Genomic DNA, 14,915 nt, shown 5'->3' on the forward strand with positions numbered 1-14,915 from the left:
TTGCCATGTTTCATGGCATGTGAAGCAAATGTTCCGAGATATGCCCTCGGTATCCCTCTGATACTGCAGATGCGCGCCGATGCGTAGGAGTATCCGCGAGTCTTTTCTCCTCCCGATAAAAATGTCGAGTCTCAAAGACCTAAAAGCAGCAACTGCCCGACGGGACCTCGCGGCACTGCTGCATGTCAAGCCGGGGATGCTCACTTATGCAATTTATAAGTCGCCAGAGGCTAATCGATACCGTAAGTTCGAAATAAAAAAACGTCATGGTGGCGAACGCGAAATCCTTGCGCCTGAGAATGGATTGAAATTGCTTCAACGGAGATTGTCGACGCTTTTGCAAGACTGCATTGCTGAAATCAATTCTTTGCATGGGCATGTTGAAGATGAGAGGCGCTTCGGAATCGCGCACGGATTCAAGAGGAACCACACTATCATGACGAATGGGCGGGCGCATGTCGCCCGTCGCTACGTGTTCAACGTGGATTTGCATGATTTCTTCGGCACGATAAATTTTGGGCGTGTGCGAGGGTTCTTTCTGAAGGATAGAAATTTCGCGCTTCACCCTGAGGTTGCGACGGTAATTGCTCAGATTGCTTGTTTTGAGAATAAGCTCCCACAGGGTAGCCCCTGTTCCCCGGTTATTTCAAATTTAATCGCTCACTCGCTCGACATTCACCTTGTGCGTCTGGCGGTAAAGCATGGTGCGACGTACACCCGCTATGCCGACGACCTTACGTTTAGCACAAACCGGCCGGAGTTTCCGCCGGAAATAGCGACGCTCAAGGATACCCATAGCTGGATACCTGGTGTCGACCTTGAGCGCATCGTTACCAGAAACGGGTTTAGTTTTAATCCCTCAAAAACACGATTGCAGTACCGAGACTCAAGGCAAGAAGTAACCGGCTTAACGGTAAATCGTAAGGTCAATGTTCCCGCAACGTATCGTTATACAGTACGTGCCATGGTCGATAAGCTCTTCAAGACTGGACAATTCGAGTTCGTGCATAAGAAGAGGGACGCGCAAGGAAACGTCGTTTTCGAGAATCGCTTCGTTGGTGAAAACAAGCAGCTTCTCGGGATGCTTTCATATATCGACCAAGTGGACCGTTTCAATCACAAACTGTGTACGGACAATGGTCGCGAACCAGCAAGTACAGAGGGGCGCATAGCGTTGTTCAGGCGTTTTCTGTATTTTGATACTTTTTACGCTGCTCGCGAACCTATTATTGTTTGTGAAGGAAAAACCGATAACGTGTACCTGCGGTGTGCTATAAAAAGCCTCGCTACGGAATATCCAAGATTGATTGATAAAGGTACTCCGCCGAAGTTCGAGGTTCGATTTTTTAAGCATGCCGAGACGCGAACAGGTCACATTGCCGACTTAACCGGCGGTGTAGGGGGTATCTGCAAGCTTTTGAAAAATTACCATGAGGATGTAACTGAGTGGTTCAAGGCTCCTGTTTCCAAGTTTCCGGTCATCGTCTTGATAGACAACGACAACGGTGCGCACAGCATTTACGAGGCGATTGCCGGTATCACGAAGAAGCCTAAGCCAGAGGGGCGAGCTGACTTTATTCACGTAACCAGTAATCTTTACGTCGTTCCGACACCGTTCGGGCCAAAGAAAAAGCAGACTGCGATTGAGGATTTTTTCGACGAACACACTCTGGCGACGCAGCTCAATGGAAAGACATTCAATCGTAGCAACAAGTCCGACGACTCAGAAAAGTTCTACGGAAAAGGCGCATTTGCACGGGATGTCGTGGCAAAGCAGGCGGGTACTATTGACTTCACTAAGTTCCGGGCCATCCTAGATAGGGTCGTGAAGGTGCTGGACCACTATGAAGAGAGCCAAAGAGAGCAGGCGAAATAGGACTTCAACTGCTGATGACGAAGCACGTTCTCGAGCCCCGGTTATCACGGCTCCCCATGCCAGGTTGACCGACCCAAACAGGCTGACTGCCTCGTCGGGGGGGAGTGAGGTCGCCACTTGTCCGTTCAATCTGCGCCCTGGCGTCGGCCAGCGATGTGAACCGGCGCACGAAAACGTATCGTCCATGAAACCTTCAAGGCGCCTGCACCCGAAAACAGTCGAGCGTTTCGGGGCGGCAGGATAGAGGGCCTGTCAGCGCGACCCGAGCGCCGACTGCCCTCCGGGAGGGTCTATGGAGGCTTCCAACGCGTCAATAGCAAGCGCCGAACTTACCAAGACTTGGCGAACGCTTGAAAGCAACCCCTGCAATTTTGGGAAGTTAAACTGGATTGGGCGTCCATGTGAAATGACTCATGCGTTTCAGAGGTGAAACGGTTTCCCCGCATTCTTATCGACAGTCGGTAGTTACTAAGCTCGACAGCTAACGCACAAAAGCACTGGCATGCCTCTCGCGAGCTCACTCTCGCATGTTCGGACAAACGGGGGGCACTATGGCCAATAACGCACCAGACTACGTGATGACCGTCCGTAGCCTTGAAAGCAATGGTAGTTTCGGCTCGGATGTCAATAGCGATGCGACGTTTGTTGAGGTTCCGCAAGGGCATTCCGACTATGGTCAGACCATGGTTGTCGACAAAGACGCTTGGTACAGCCAGGTCATCGGTGCCGCCAAATGGACAAATGCAGCAAGTGGTGCTGCCCGAGGCGATATTTTGTTCATCGTGCACGGGTACAACATGTCAACCGCTGAAGTGCTGGACCGGCATCGGAGAATCCGAAGAGACCTCGAGACGCTGTCCTTCAAAGGTGTAATTGTCTCGTTTGATTGGCCAACCGAGCAAGCAGCGATTGCGTACATGCGCGACAGGCATGCTGCGAAGGAAACCGCGTTTCGGCTTGTCGACGAAGGGATTGCCCAACTGTCCGCACTGCAGACGCCCACCTGTTCCATCAACATCCACATCCTCTGCCATTCGACTGGTGCTTTGGTTCTTCGAGAAGCTTTTGATGACGCAGATGATACACAATTGCCCAATTCTTGTTGGAACGTAAGTCAAATCATTTTCGCCGCTGGCGACGTATCCTCGATATCGATGTCTGACTCCGATTGTGGGGCTGAAGCCGTATATCGGCACTGTATCCGGCTGACAAACTACTCAAATCATTACGATGAAGCGCTTGACCTTTCCAATGTGAAGCGGGTCGGGACTGCGCCGCGCGTTGGCCGCATTGGTTTGCCGGACGACGCCCCGGCCAAGGCGGTGAACGTGGACTGCACTGCCTACTACCATTCGCTCGATACGAACGACGTCGTATCAAAGGCCGACCAGCCGGAAGGACGAGTGGGTTGTGCGTCGCACTCCTGGTACTTCGGTAATCGGGTATTCGCCATCGACCTGTTCCAGACAATCATCGGCGTGGACCGCAGTCTACCGGACACTCGCGAGCCCACAGCCACGAGCGATAGATTTGTGTTGATACGGCCATGACGCGATGATTGATTCTAGTGAGAAACGTAGAAGAAACGCCCGGTTATCGCTCGTCCGAAAACATTTATTCTGTTAGCTTATCGATGTCATAATTAGGATGTCAGATATGAATAGGGTTTCACAAGTAGAGACGCGTCGCGCCACTCGACAACCAAACGTATTGGTTTCAATGACGGCAGTCGCAGTAGCCATTCTCGCTATAGTTGGTGTTGTCGTCGCGGCGTCGGCCCTGCAGTTGGTTAACTACGACCTTGGCTATTACGCACTTCGCGTCACCCTAGCGCTGGCTTCTGCCACCATCGCCGCCTTTCTGCCGGGCGCCCTTCGCATCAATTTGCCCGGCGGTATCCGGGGTGGTGGCGCGCTCGGCGTCTTCGCGCTGGTTTTTGTATTGGCACCGCATTCTGTGCTTCCCGCCGCCCAAAGTGGTTCCGTTATTTTAAAGGACGGTTTTCAATCAACATCCGAATCTGGATACGTTTTTGGCGACGAGCAAGTGGTTGACTGGTACGCAAACAAAGCGGATTTGCTTGTGGCGACCCCGCCCGGGGAAAGCCAGGCTCAGTTCTTTGTTCAGCATGATATGCCGCCATACACAAATTCTGCCGCAGACGAGCGAGCCTATGGCGGCATTCGCCCAATAGCTTCAACGACGCTGAAGCAAGTAAAGAAGTGCCCGACCGATGGTTATCAGCACGCGTACCAGCCTGCGGTTCCCGGGCAAACCTATTGTTTGCGCACGCGGGATGGTCGGCACTACGTTGCACTTCGCGTCAATGGTGTAAGCAGGGACCGAGTCGACCTCGAGTACGTATACCAGCCGAACGGTTCACCAGAATTTTGAGTCTATGGCTGATGTGACGTGAAGAAGACGGTTGCTAACATCGAAATTATCTGAGCCGCAAGCAACGCTGGGTAAATGCAGCTCCTTTTGAGGCGAAAACGAACCAGTACGAATTTGAAAATGCTTGTGGACTGAATTGGACTACAGTTGTGCAGCGGAACCCATAACCCGAGCGTTTCCGCATCGCCGGCCAAGGGCGTAGCGGACGAGTGGAAGCATCCAGTGAGATTTTCTCTGCCTTTGGTGCGTGTCAACCGCACTTTCAGCGCCGATATCTCATCTTATGGTTCTCAAAATGTCACTTAATGCTTCTCGCAACAATTTAGGCTATTTTCGACCGGCTTGCCAGGCCGACTGAACGACAGCGTGACACCGGCTTCGTAGACCCATGCATCCAGCACCACCAGCGAACCCCGGTCCGTTGTCCACCGTGATGGATGTGGGTAAGCCTCGCATCTCCTTGAGCCGCTCGAGCATTGCTCGACTCGCAAGCCCGGCAGCGAAGTATCAACCTCGATGGCCAGGCACTCGCGCGTGTAGTCGTCGACCAAGTTCAGGCATCGAAACCGCCGACCATAGGCCAGCCCGTCAGAAACGACGTCCATCAACCAACTCTGATTCGGGCCTGTTGGTAAGCTCGGCGTAGCCGCGCGCGTCAATTTGTGCAAAATGTGGCTGAGCGCTCAGCACGGGAAGGAGATTCTATCCCGCTGTCCAAGCCAAGCGCTCGCCGGGCCATGATTGTCTGCTACCACACGTGTTCGCGGGTGTGCTTGGGGAAGCTCAAAGTACGTCTTTCAATCGAGTTGTCAGCGTCCGATAGAACGACTGCTGTGATGGATAATATGTAGCCGCCGAGTCATCGTCTTGCGCTCTGCCTTCGGCGGTCATTTCTGTTTCGACGAGTCCATAAGCTTTCGCTTGCTCAGCGGCGCGTGAAGCGTTGCGCTTTGCCTCCGCATTCAACCGAGCACCTCGTATGCTGCCTCCAAAAAGCAACCCAGGGTTGACCTCCGCCCGGCGGCGAGCAACTTCTCCGATATTCCGCTGTTCCTCAACTGTGAGTCGTATCCCGGATTGAACGGACGTTCGTGTGAGCTTCTTTTGCTGTAGTAAATCGTCCATCCACATGAGGTCCCATTGCTTCCAGGTTTGACACGGTCCCAAAGTTCGCTCGTCCTCATCGACCAACCGTAGTGGCGCGACTGAGCCGTCGTGACGCAACCACATAAGAGTATGCGGCGAACCGTCGAGCCTCTTGACGTTGACCCGCAGCGGTCCCCGGTCGTCCCCCTTAACATGGTCGTTGAACAGTGCAGTCAACTCATCTGATTTGTAGCGCAAATGCTGGAAATGAATCAATCCTCCCCGGCATGTGTAGGGCTTCCATGGAATGAATCTGTCGTAGACCTCGCGAGGAGTTAGACGAACCGCAGCGTCGCCTCGACGTTGCACCCGCTGTGTATACTCGAAAATGTCAGCCGGACATATTCCTATGCCTGCCTCACGCATATCCCGGGTTCGTAGGCGCCGCTTGTTTGTGGTTGTGTTGTACTGCATGATGGCTTTCAGGAGCAACCGCTCGAAATCGTCCAGTGAAATGGGCGTTGCCAGTCGTTTCCAGCGACGAATCTCTCGAGATAGAGGGTCCGTGGCTCTCGTGTATCCGCTGCGCGCACGAGCCATCATTTTGACCATGATGCCATTTACGCCTTCTCCGACGCCCTTGAGGTCGCCGCGTCCCGGTGGCGGAAGCATCCTCATGAGCCTCATGTTCTCGCATGCGGCTACCACGACCTCCTCGGAAGCCCCAGCTCCGTTATCGACGAAGATTGCATCGATGTTCCCCGACACTAGCCCCTTCGTGGATTTGAAACCTAGCTCTCGAGCGCGTTCCGTCTTGGACAGAAAGATGGACGCGATACATCGACGAAATGCCTCGGCATTCTCGTCCTTCATTGCTATCTCGTATCCAAGGATTGCACCCGACAGTCTTGAGACTGCAAATACCACGGTCAAATGGATTGACTTGATTTTCTGACCTACTCGGACAGCGACTCCGACCTTTGCGACAAAGCCGTCCACGTCCACAATCTCGATGACGCCTTGCGTCAAATGGCTTGCCTGTCCAACGCGAGCATCCAAGTACTGTGCAGAAAGCGTTCGCCCATAGCGAAGGCGCTTCAAGTCATATTCAGCTATCAGTCGAGTCTTGTGGTACATGAACATACCGACGGTCGGGATAAGCCTAATCGGCCATTTTGGGTACTCCTCGCTGACCATGGCACGATACGTGTCTGCAAGCGACAGGCGGCCCAGAGCCCAATGCTTGGTTAGCGCCCTAACAAACTTTACCTCATCACACGGTCGTACCGGGTACCGTCGTTCCGCGAGAGGGGCTTCGCCCAATGCTTTGCCGCGCGCGTGTTGATAAGCTTCCTCGACTGAGAGAGGTCCTGGTTTGGTCTTGTACTTGCCCACCCGCGATTTCCCTTTCCCGCCCTGTTGAAACGACAGTCTCATTAGCGCGTTCCAATGGCCGCCGTTGTATGCGTACTTATGCAGCAATTCACGGAGGTATGTTTGGTAGCCTCGTGGCTGACCTAATGCGCTGCACACCCGCTTCGCTGATTCAACTCGCGTTGACGCACTGATAAAAATGAAGTCATTGAATAAGAAGTCTTGAGGATTTCCATTCCCAGCAGGGTCGACGAACGCGAACGCCCGCAGGAGCGACATGCGCCGTTCGAAACCGACCACGCAACTGCGTGGCAGCTTCTCCAGTTGTTCCGTCAGTGGCAAAGGGATAAGGGATTCATCCACCAAGTAAATGTCGTCGAGCGGGCGGTCTGTGGCACCGCGCTTCCACTGCTCCCAGCATCCGGCTCCTCGTGGGGTATGGCGACCTGCGATTTTGAGTACGTGAAGTGTATCGGCATTGGGGTCCCAGCACACTGGGCGGTAGATAATTGAGTCACTATCTCGCAAGCGTTTAAATGGGCGAAATCGCTTCAGATTGCAGGGCCAAGTAGCCGACTGCAGTGCGATAAGTCTCGAGCGAAAATTCGCGTCCACTACGGGTGTCTGCGGAAAACTATCGTCTGGATTTTTCATGTCAAAACCGCGAATCTGCGACGGAAAGCATGCTTCGTTGAGACGTCGCGACCTAAGAGCGGTCGTCCGTCTGGCTAATCGAATATTTACTATCGAATGAGGTGAAGGCGTGCGCTGGGCAGCAGTTCCTTCTCGTGGTCGACAGTCAAGAATCCGAAGGAGGCGCCTACTGCGAATAGGCGATGGCCGTTGTCTTCAGCGATGCCGAGCGCTCGTGAAACGCGCGCAAGAACCGAATCCATCGTCCCTCGAGTCGACCCGGATAGCAGTCTTTTAGAAAACCACAGCGCCTGGTCATATAGTGCTCGCAAGTTTTGCTCTCGTATGGTGCGGTACATCGCCCAATTGTTCGCGAACTCGCGGCTGCTTACTGCGTCGCCTCGAACGAGTTCCCACGTCCCGTTCATCTCCGCCATGGTCTGCTTTTCCCACTCTTCACGTCGACGTTCCTTTTCATTGGGTACATATGATGGCTCTTTTATCGATATGCCGTGGTTGTGTAGCTGTACACTGCCAGGCAGTAAGTGCGTTACGTAGAAATCGATGGTTCTGACGTCAGTACGGAGCATCCGTTTGCCTGCCGCATATACTCGCCAGTAGTCCTCATCATTGAAAATTGCATACTGCTCTCGAATATCAACAACGTATGGGTTGAAGCACAACGAAAGTAAGATACGTAGTTCGTTCATGGACAGTAGCTCATAGCGGCGTCTGAACTTCATGCCGAATGCGGTCGTTCGCGTGCTCAGGCGGCTGGCTCTCGCCTTCAAGAACGGCTCGTATGGCTCGCCGTGCAGAAAGCAGAAATGGTCTATCGCAGGCAGGCTGATGTCCCTTGGAGTCGTGAACGGGCGAGGCAGCTTTAGAAGGTTCATTTCGACTCCTCTTCCACGTGCCGCAGCGTTTGCAAACGACGAGCGAAGGCGGCCCGGGTCTCCTCACACTCTGCAAGTGCCTGTATTGTCAGCGGCAACCGTGTCTTGATTCTGGCCCACGCACGCGTCATCCGGTGACCATTGAACAAGACTGTCCGTGACAGTCGCTGCCGATGCCCGGAAGCAAGTAGAGCCCGCGCCGAATCGCGCACGTGTCGAGATAGAGAAGCGTCGAGTGCTTCGTCGTAGTCGTCTCTGTATCCCTCGTTGCTATGAGCGGCCGGGGAGATGCGTACTCCTGCCTCTGACAGTCGCTTTCGCGATAGGAAAATCGCCGCTCCGGATGGAAGGCGTCGCATTAATGCTGCATGCGTCTCGCTCGGATGAAGCTCACGAAGTTGCCGGTATTCTTGCGTGTAGCGATGTATATATCGCTCCCTGTTTTGCGCGAGCCACTGTACCCGACCGATAGGCCGAGGCTTCCGCCGGTCGAGAGGTTGTTCCGTTCTCAGGAATGTCGCATGGCTGTCCTCGGCAATGTGCAAAAACGAACGTTCAACGTCGCGCCACGTGCCGTGCAAAACCTTCAGCAAGATTATGCTGTGCACCGGATGACGCAACACACGCCTTCCGGTGATGGCTTCCCTGAGCGCCGAGTGACGTGCAGGAGGGAAACCAGTCCGCATCAGCAGGCGCCGGTGGCGCCATCGTTGCAATAGTGCTTCCACGCGAGACCAATCTACTTGGCCTCCACGAGTCAGCTGCTGTTCCCAAGCGGTGCGTGCCACCACGGCAGCCAAATTTGAGTGGTTGAGACCGGGAAGATAGGTAGGGTCGAGCAACATGGATGTCACCTTCGCCAATTCAATTTCTGCTGATGCCTCAACGTCGTTGAGCCCGGCTGCCGCAGGAATCGCCCGCAGGCCACAACCGCAGTGCGCCCTCGGGTCAGTCATCCAAGAGCGCCTTCTAAAGTCCGCGCAACGCGAACACGCGACATGCAGCGGAATTTCATGCTGTTGGCAAAAGAGCAGTCCAGGAATCAAATTGTCGCGACGCCAAAATGACTTCCCGCAGGGAGCAATGTCCTGTTCAATGCAGCGCGGGCAACACGCGATTCTTGCCTGCACCCATCCCGATAACGGACCGCCTAGCCCCGTTGTCGTCGCGATACCGCTTCTCGACTTGTGGAGCAGGTGCGTGCGCAACGCCGTTCTGCTTTCGTCCGGCAGGAAGCGAGCGAACAGTGGATAGAGCGTATTTCCAGAAAGCACCTGGTCGTGGGTGCCAACATAGTCACGGAACTGGTCGATGAGGGTCGCCAGCCCGCTCGGCCACAACCAGGACTTCGGCGCGAAGTCTTGGCTGCCGAATCCTTGCTGCCTGGCTAGATAAAACGCGAAGTGCTCGCCGGGCGAAATGGTTGTCATCAACAGCGTGGGAAAGAACGATGCGGCCATGAAATTAGGTTCCGTGAAGGTGAGCCGTTGAAGGCACAAAAAGCCGCCGATATCGCACCACTGTGCTGAGGCGCAATCGCGCCTGCCGGGCAACGTTCACTTCACTATGTGTCATGCCCGTTTCATTCAAGGCCGTAATCGCCGCCGCAACCCTCTTGGCCACGAAGACTTCTTTAAGCGCCGGCAACGCAGCGTGTCGTCCAACACCGCCCAACTCGCGTGCGGCCCAGTTGAACCCGTAGTCACTCATCCCGTATGAAAGTCGCATCTGATAGGCGGATGGCAAAGGGGGAAACCACTTCTGACGAGAGCGTAGTTCACCCTTGCTCGACGAGATGGATTGAGCGACCTGCTGTGGAAATGGCATTCTCCTGCGTGTACCGTTGGGTCGGGTGCGGGGTGGCTGATTATTGTTCAGCCACTCGCGGTCGTGACGGTACAGCCAGACCCATGTAGCCGGCAGGAGAAGGCGTGTCTGTGTCCTGGTCATACTGGGATAACGGCGTAGATGCTCTGTCCATTCGTGTCGTTTTATCGTAGTCAACGACGACGCTGGGACTTTCCGAATTGCCGCGGTCGATGCACGACCAACAGAATGAGAAGGCACAGATTTCGCGAAATCGACGTCTGTCGAGAGCCAGTCCATTAGGACGAGATAAACTGGATGGGTGGCGCGATTCTTCAGTACGCAACGGACGAAAGTCTCGCATGGGTCCGCGCTCGCGAGAAGTTCGTTCAGCCGGACATCTTCGAACCCTGCTGAAAACATCTTGGAAAAATTGCTCCGGAGCGCGGCCAAGCGAATGCTACCGCCGGGGCAAATATAGCCGCGGTCGCGTAGTCGACTCCAGATGTCAACGATGACGTCTTCGACGCTATCGCACGCGATGCGTTTTGCAAGACGCGCGAAACGGAGCGCATTTATTGCCGGAAGTGTGCCGCGAGCAGTCGCGAGCATGCTCTCCAAGGTACTGCATTCGTCGTCGCTAAATAACCGACACTCGTGGAGTGGGCAGCGGGTAACAAACGGCGCGCAGTGGAAGCAAAAGGAAACGCGGCGGCCGTAGTTGTGGTGCGCCTCTGCAGCGCATTCAGGACATTGCAGGCCATATCTGTTTCCGCATTCAAGGACCGGCCTCAGTCGCGGGGCGCAAATGCGGCTACGCGTGCCGCCGATAAGCTGGCTCTCCGCGCGTGACCGCAGTTCCGGGTCCATACCGTGCAGGTACAGCGGCAAAAGAGTGTGGGTACGCAGAACATTGTGCTCGTCGCCGTAAGCCTGCTCGGTGGCCTCGCAAAATCTCCATGCCCGACACGGTAAGGTGCCGACGAGGGGCGCGTTCCGGCGCATGCAACCAGCAAAGAGCTGTTTCGCGATACGAGAATCAGTTGTATAGGCGGCGCACGCGAGAATGCTTGTCGCCGTTTCCCACGGAGCTGCGGGTAGGTAAGTCCTAAACACTTTGTGCCTCAGCTCTGTTGTCGCTTGCAATGAGACCAAGCTGCCCATGTTCGTCGACCAGTCCTGGAACGGTGGTCATGAGCGCGTCGAGTGGAAGCCAGTCACCATGGCGACGAATGCTTGTCGCGGTAAATCTGCCGCCGCCGCTTCGCCATAATCTGATAGCCCGGAGATGGGGTTGCTCGAGCGTCAGTGCCTCCCTCGCGTATCGGACGAAATCTTCCGGTGAGAGTCGATTTGATTCGGTCGCACGTAGCTTGCTTGATACGTGGATGCAGGCCTTTTTCGCCAAGCGATAGTGCCCGTACGATTCCTGCCACAAGCGCTCGGTGAACCAGTCGGGCTCGTTCGAACCAACTACATCTTTCAGGTATTTGGCGAAAAGAAATTTGGCGAAGAGGCACCATACCTCTGACGTCGGGATGTCGGCCGGAAGGCTATAGACGCTATGCGTGACGAGTTCGCCTATCGCGCTGCTCTGTTCGGAAAGGGCTGCGGCGGCGCCCGGAGTGCCGAGGCACAGCACTGGAATTCCCGTGGCAGACGTGAACTGGCCTAAAGCGTCCCAAAGCATTTCAGCATCCCGCCCGCGGGCGACCCGCGTGTTAATGCGCTCGACGATGAGCACACCAAGATTGAGTGCGACCGCAAAGGCGCACAGGGCGGCGATAACCTCCTGCTCACCGCGATGCAGTGCACCCCGATTGCGGGCTAGATACGTTGTCCCGACCGTCGCATCGACGTTCGCAATAAATGCTTTCGCGAAGCTGCGCAACGAACCTCTAGCAGGCCAAGCGATTCGCATGGCAGGCAATTGCAGATAGCGACTCATCTGGCCGTCTTGGAGCGCGACCTCGATAACTATCGGTTCCGTCTTCAGATAGGCGGCGATTGCGAGCGCCGTTACGCGGCGACCGGTGCCGGCCGGTATCACGGCAAAAAATCCGCGCGGCCTTGCACCTGGAACCGCTAAAACTGGCGTCGGAAGCGAATGGCCGTGCCGGTCGTCGGGATGATTGACGAGTACGGCCGACGCGGTAGCAATTCTCCGAAACTCTGGTGAAGACAAATTGCGGTGCCGGTAGCCGTCAATTACAGCCCTAACAATGTCGAGGCATAGCCTCCCATGTTCAGGGGTTGGAATAAGGAGGTCGCCGCCCTCCGATTCTGGAGGGCAATCTCCGAGCCCAGGCAGGCGCGTCATGGCTGTCATCGCGTCTTCCAGCGATTGCAGCTGACGGATGTTCGAAAGACAAGGGTTCGCTTCCTTCGTGTCGTAGCTCTCGATAACCGCGCGCTTGGTCACCGCGTCGGCGCGCTGCTCGCGGACAGCCTTGATAGGCGCGTTGAGAGTGTGCGGTGAGTGCGTGTTTCGGGCGCTGCGAGATTCGGAATTTGAGCGCGTAGAGGTGCGTTGAGACAGCTGACTCATGGGCAAGGATGCCTTATCCGCCTATGTACAGGCGTGGGTTGACAAGGCGCATCCCGTCTGGCACTCTACGCGCGCAATGCGTGTGTGTGTGCCTTCGGGCTGCACCGCGGAACGGCGGCCCGGGCTGGACCCCGGGCCGCCGTTTTTTATTTCGGAGCGGTTGGTATTGTCGGGACTTACTTCAGAGTCGTTCTCCCGTAATCGGTGCTACTCAGAGCGGGCAGCAAGGTTAACTAGCGCCTGACACCATTTCGCGATATACTATCGAGTTAAGTTTTCAATAGCGTTTTGCCTATTGGGTTGCGATGGTATCCGATGCGGTCCCTCTATTGCAAGTGCTCGTTGCTCGACGGCGTTTGCGTCTGTGTGGCGCGGCAATAAACTCAAGGCCAAGAAAGGCGCGCACTATATCTCCGGACGAAATCACTGACCCCCTCGTCTTTTTTAATTGATATGGCGGGGCGGTCCAACGAAAATCGACTGTAGTTAACGGCGGGGACAGGGCATCCGAGCCCCGCCAGGAGTGGTGTGGGCCCGCGCCGGCGGCGAGAATGGCGCCGCGACATTTGTCACGTCGAATTTAGCTCATTCCAATCAAAACACAAGGGACTTTTTGTGAACGAGGAAGATGCGCTGTGGGCAGGCCTGGCTTCTCGGGTTATCCGCGTCGCTCTTGAGCGTAAGGGTGTCGGTTATGCGCAACTTGCCGATGCGTTGAGTTCTATCGAGGTGAAGGAGACAGAGCGTTCGCTCATCTCGCGCGTCTCGCGAGGGACCGTCAAGTTGACGCTCCTGCTGCAAATAATCGAGGTTACCGGTGCCGTTCCTCCGTGCCTATGGGTGGATGCTGTTAGGCGCCCAGGAGCCTGGGAAGACCGCGCACAAGCGGTTGCGGCGGTCGAACTAGCACAGAGACCATGGGTCACGCCGTCAAAGCTCTCAGCGCTCCTGGCTGACATCGGCACTGATATCAACGAGCGGGCGCTTGCATTGCAGCTATCCACTGGCACGATGAGTCTTTCTCTCTTTCTGCAGTGCATTGCCGTACTGGGGAGTTCGAGTCTCGACCGGTTCATCGACTTTCCTGACCTCGCATCTGCGGCCCTCGTAACGCGAGGAGCGCACACGACGAACTGAGTTCGCAGCCCGCAGACTTGCCTTTCGTCCATCATCAGCTAGACTTCATTTGCGCGACATTTGTATCGATTTCTGAGGTCGGTTTCGTCTGCGGACGCCGTTGGCCGGGCACCAACACAGGGTGGCATGGTTGGGTCGCGGCCATATCGCGGGGCATGACGGCCAGAGCGCGGCCCCACGCTCTGCACGAGTGCTTCGGCGCCGAACAGGAGGCGTTTATGCCTATTTGGAAAATCGCCCCGGTGAGCGACGAGCCAGGAGTCTCGTTAATCCGATGGAGCATCCTTGAGACGGATGACGGAACTCGGCATTTCGTCGGTATCGACAAGCGCGACTCCACGGGGCGTGTCAGCTCTCAGGTCATTACGTTTGACTGTCTTGCGTTACGCGGCGAGACGCGGTCCGGGCGCATTTACCAGCTCATCGGACAACCCGGCTGGTCGAGCAATGCAGAATACGTTTGGAAATGCTGGTGCGATGTGCACGGCGTTCCATCGTACACGGATGTCACTAAGCAGTTCCTCGGAGGGGCAGGTGACCACTGCGTATGAACGCACGCAATCGGTAGTCGAAACACGCAAGTTTTTACAGATGCTTGCGTCTGTCGACGGCGCATCGAACGACGCCGGTGTTCAGTCGGTCGCGGCACGGCTGCTTCGGCACTACCCGCTCGACATCGACCTCGAGTTGTCTGCTGCGGCATTGCCGGGAATTTGGGGTGCGCCTCGACATTGACCGTATGCAGATGGAAGGATGATGCCGGCAATTCGGCGGCCTCACGTTCGGCAAGGCGACCGACACTGCGATTTGCGAATTCCTGCTCCTCGTTCAATCGGGAAACCGTGAAAATCCCACGCTAGGCCCTCGCATCACATCATCACCGGCGCGTTCAGAAACTCGCCGAGAGACGGGCGACTGGCTGGAAAATATGTCTTCAACAGCTCGGTGACCTGTTCGATACCCTGCAAAATACCGGATGCCCCACGCTCCCTCCCACGGCCGCCCATTTTAGCCAGCCAGCCGCGTTTGCCGTTCCTATTGGTGCTAAGGCTAAGGTAGCCAGCCAGCAGGGCTATTGTTGTCGGACCACGGTTCATCCGCCGGTACCCCCGAAATTGCATTTTTTGAATGTGAAGCTTGGTCGGCAGTCGCAGTTCCCATTGCC

At 55.6% G+C, this 14,915-nt stretch carries 11 protein-coding genes; 5 read left to right on the forward strand and 6 right to left on the reverse strand.

Translation table 11 applies throughout. The annotated features are described in order from the left end of the window. Positions 1–121: 121 nt before the first annotated feature. The 3 genes from CFB81_RS16935 (at position 122) to CFB81_RS35510 (ending at position 4,270) form a co-directional block, all read left to right on the forward strand. Positions 122–1,876, forward strand: a complete 1,755-nt coding sequence (locus tag CFB81_RS16935; RefSeq protein ID WP_179235988.1) for a retron Ec67 family RNA-directed DNA polymerase/endonuclease — start codon at positions 122–124, stop codon at positions 1,874–1,876. A 551-nt stretch (positions 1,877–2,427) separates the two neighbouring features. Beyond that, complete coding sequence (locus CFB81_RS16940) at positions 2,428–3,426, forward strand: alpha/beta hydrolase (RefSeq protein ID WP_179235990.1); 999 nt, start codon at positions 2,428–2,430, stop codon at positions 3,424–3,426. 106 nt (positions 3,427–3,532) lie between these two features. Further along, complete coding sequence (locus CFB81_RS35510) at positions 3,533–4,270, forward strand: hypothetical protein (RefSeq protein WP_143328605.1); 738 nt, start codon at positions 3,533–3,535, stop codon at positions 4,268–4,270. Positions 4,271–4,572: 302 nt separating this feature from the next. On the opposite strand, the gene CFB81_RS16945 is transcribed toward CFB81_RS35510, so the two are convergent. From CFB81_RS16945 to CFB81_RS35530, 6 genes are all read right to left on the reverse strand, one after another. Further along, positions 4,573–4,938 carry a DDE-type integrase/transposase/recombinase gene (locus tag CFB81_RS16945; protein WP_373452651.1) on the reverse strand — a complete coding sequence of 122 codons (366 nt, stop codon included), beginning with the start codon at positions 4,936–4,938 and terminating at the stop codon, positions 4,573–4,575. A gap of 115 nt (positions 4,939–5,053) precedes the next feature. Further along, positions 5,054–7,093 carry a hypothetical protein gene (locus CFB81_RS35515; RefSeq protein ID WP_143328606.1) on the reverse strand — a complete coding sequence of 680 codons (2,040 nt, stop codon included), beginning with the start codon at positions 7,091–7,093 and terminating at the stop codon, positions 5,054–5,056. Between the two features lie 380 nt (positions 7,094–7,473). Beyond that, positions 7,474–8,259: a hypothetical protein gene (locus CFB81_RS35520; RefSeq protein WP_143328607.1), complete on the reverse strand. Its 786-nt coding sequence runs from the start codon at positions 8,257–8,259 to the stop codon at positions 7,474–7,476. Beyond that, the gene (locus tag CFB81_RS35525) at positions 8,256–9,719 is read right to left on the reverse strand and encodes a TniQ family protein (protein WP_143328608.1); all 1,464 of its coding nucleotides are present in this window, start codon (positions 9,717–9,719) and stop codon (positions 8,256–8,258) included. Before CFB81_RS35525 ends, CFB81_RS35520 begins: the two co-directional genes overlap by 4 nt. A 4-nt stretch (positions 9,720–9,723) precedes the next feature. Beyond that, on the reverse strand, positions 9,724–10,677 hold the full coding sequence (locus CFB81_RS36140) for a TnsD family Tn7-like transposition protein (RefSeq protein ID WP_179235992.1): 954 nt from the start codon (positions 10,675–10,677) through the stop codon (positions 9,724–9,726). A 496-nt stretch (positions 10,678–11,173) separates the two neighbouring features. Beyond that, the gene (locus CFB81_RS35530; RefSeq protein WP_143328609.1) at positions 11,174–12,613 is read right to left on the reverse strand and encodes a hypothetical protein; all 1,440 of its coding nucleotides are present in this window, start codon (positions 12,611–12,613) and stop codon (positions 11,174–11,176) included. Between the two features lie 615 nt (positions 12,614–13,228). Here CFB81_RS35530 and CFB81_RS36890 point away from each other — a divergent pair. Together CFB81_RS36890 and CFB81_RS16965 are read left to right on the forward strand one after the other, a co-directional pair. Continuing rightward, positions 13,229–13,750 (forward strand): DUF6471 domain-containing protein, encoded by a 522-nt coding sequence (locus CFB81_RS36890; RefSeq protein WP_089435923.1) that lies wholly within the window; start codon positions 13,229–13,231, stop codon positions 13,748–13,750. 534 nt (positions 13,751–14,284) lie between these two features. Continuing rightward, positions 14,285–14,485, forward strand: a complete 201-nt coding sequence (locus CFB81_RS16965; protein WP_089435924.1) for a BPSL0761 family protein — start codon at positions 14,285–14,287, stop codon at positions 14,483–14,485. The last annotated feature ends 430 nt before the right edge of the window (positions 14,486–14,915 follow it).

Origin of the sequence: Burkholderia sp. AU28863 (genome assembly GCF_002223195.1) — a bacterium.
In the GTDB taxonomy this organism is placed as follows: domain Bacteria; phylum Pseudomonadota; class Gammaproteobacteria; order Burkholderiales; family Burkholderiaceae; genus Burkholderia; species Burkholderia sola.

Coding starts and splice junctions, on each gene's coding strand:
- CFB81_RS16935 (WP_179235988.1), top strand. CDS start 122: ATGTCGAGTCTCAAAGACCTAAAAGCAGCAACTGCCCGACGGGACCTC.
- CFB81_RS35520 (WP_143328607.1), bottom strand. CDS start 8,259: ATGAACCTTCTAAAGCTGCCTCGCCCGTTCACGACTCCAAGGGACATC.
- CFB81_RS35510 (WP_143328605.1), top strand. CDS start 3,533: ATGAATAGGGTTTCACAAGTAGAGACGCGTCGCGCCACTCGACAACCA.
- CFB81_RS16940 (WP_179235990.1), top strand. CDS start 2,428: ATGGCCAATAACGCACCAGACTACGTGATGACCGTCCGTAGCCTTGAA.
- CFB81_RS35530 (WP_143328609.1), bottom strand. CDS start 12,613: ATGAGTCAGCTGTCTCAACGCACCTCTACGCGCTCAAATTCCGAATCT.
- CFB81_RS36140 (WP_179235992.1), bottom strand. CDS start 10,677: ATGCTCGCGACTGCTCGCGGCACACTTCCGGCAATAAATGCGCTCCGT.
- CFB81_RS35525 (WP_143328608.1), bottom strand. CDS start 9,719: ATGGCCGCATCGTTCTTTCCCACGCTGTTGATGACAACCATTTCGCCC.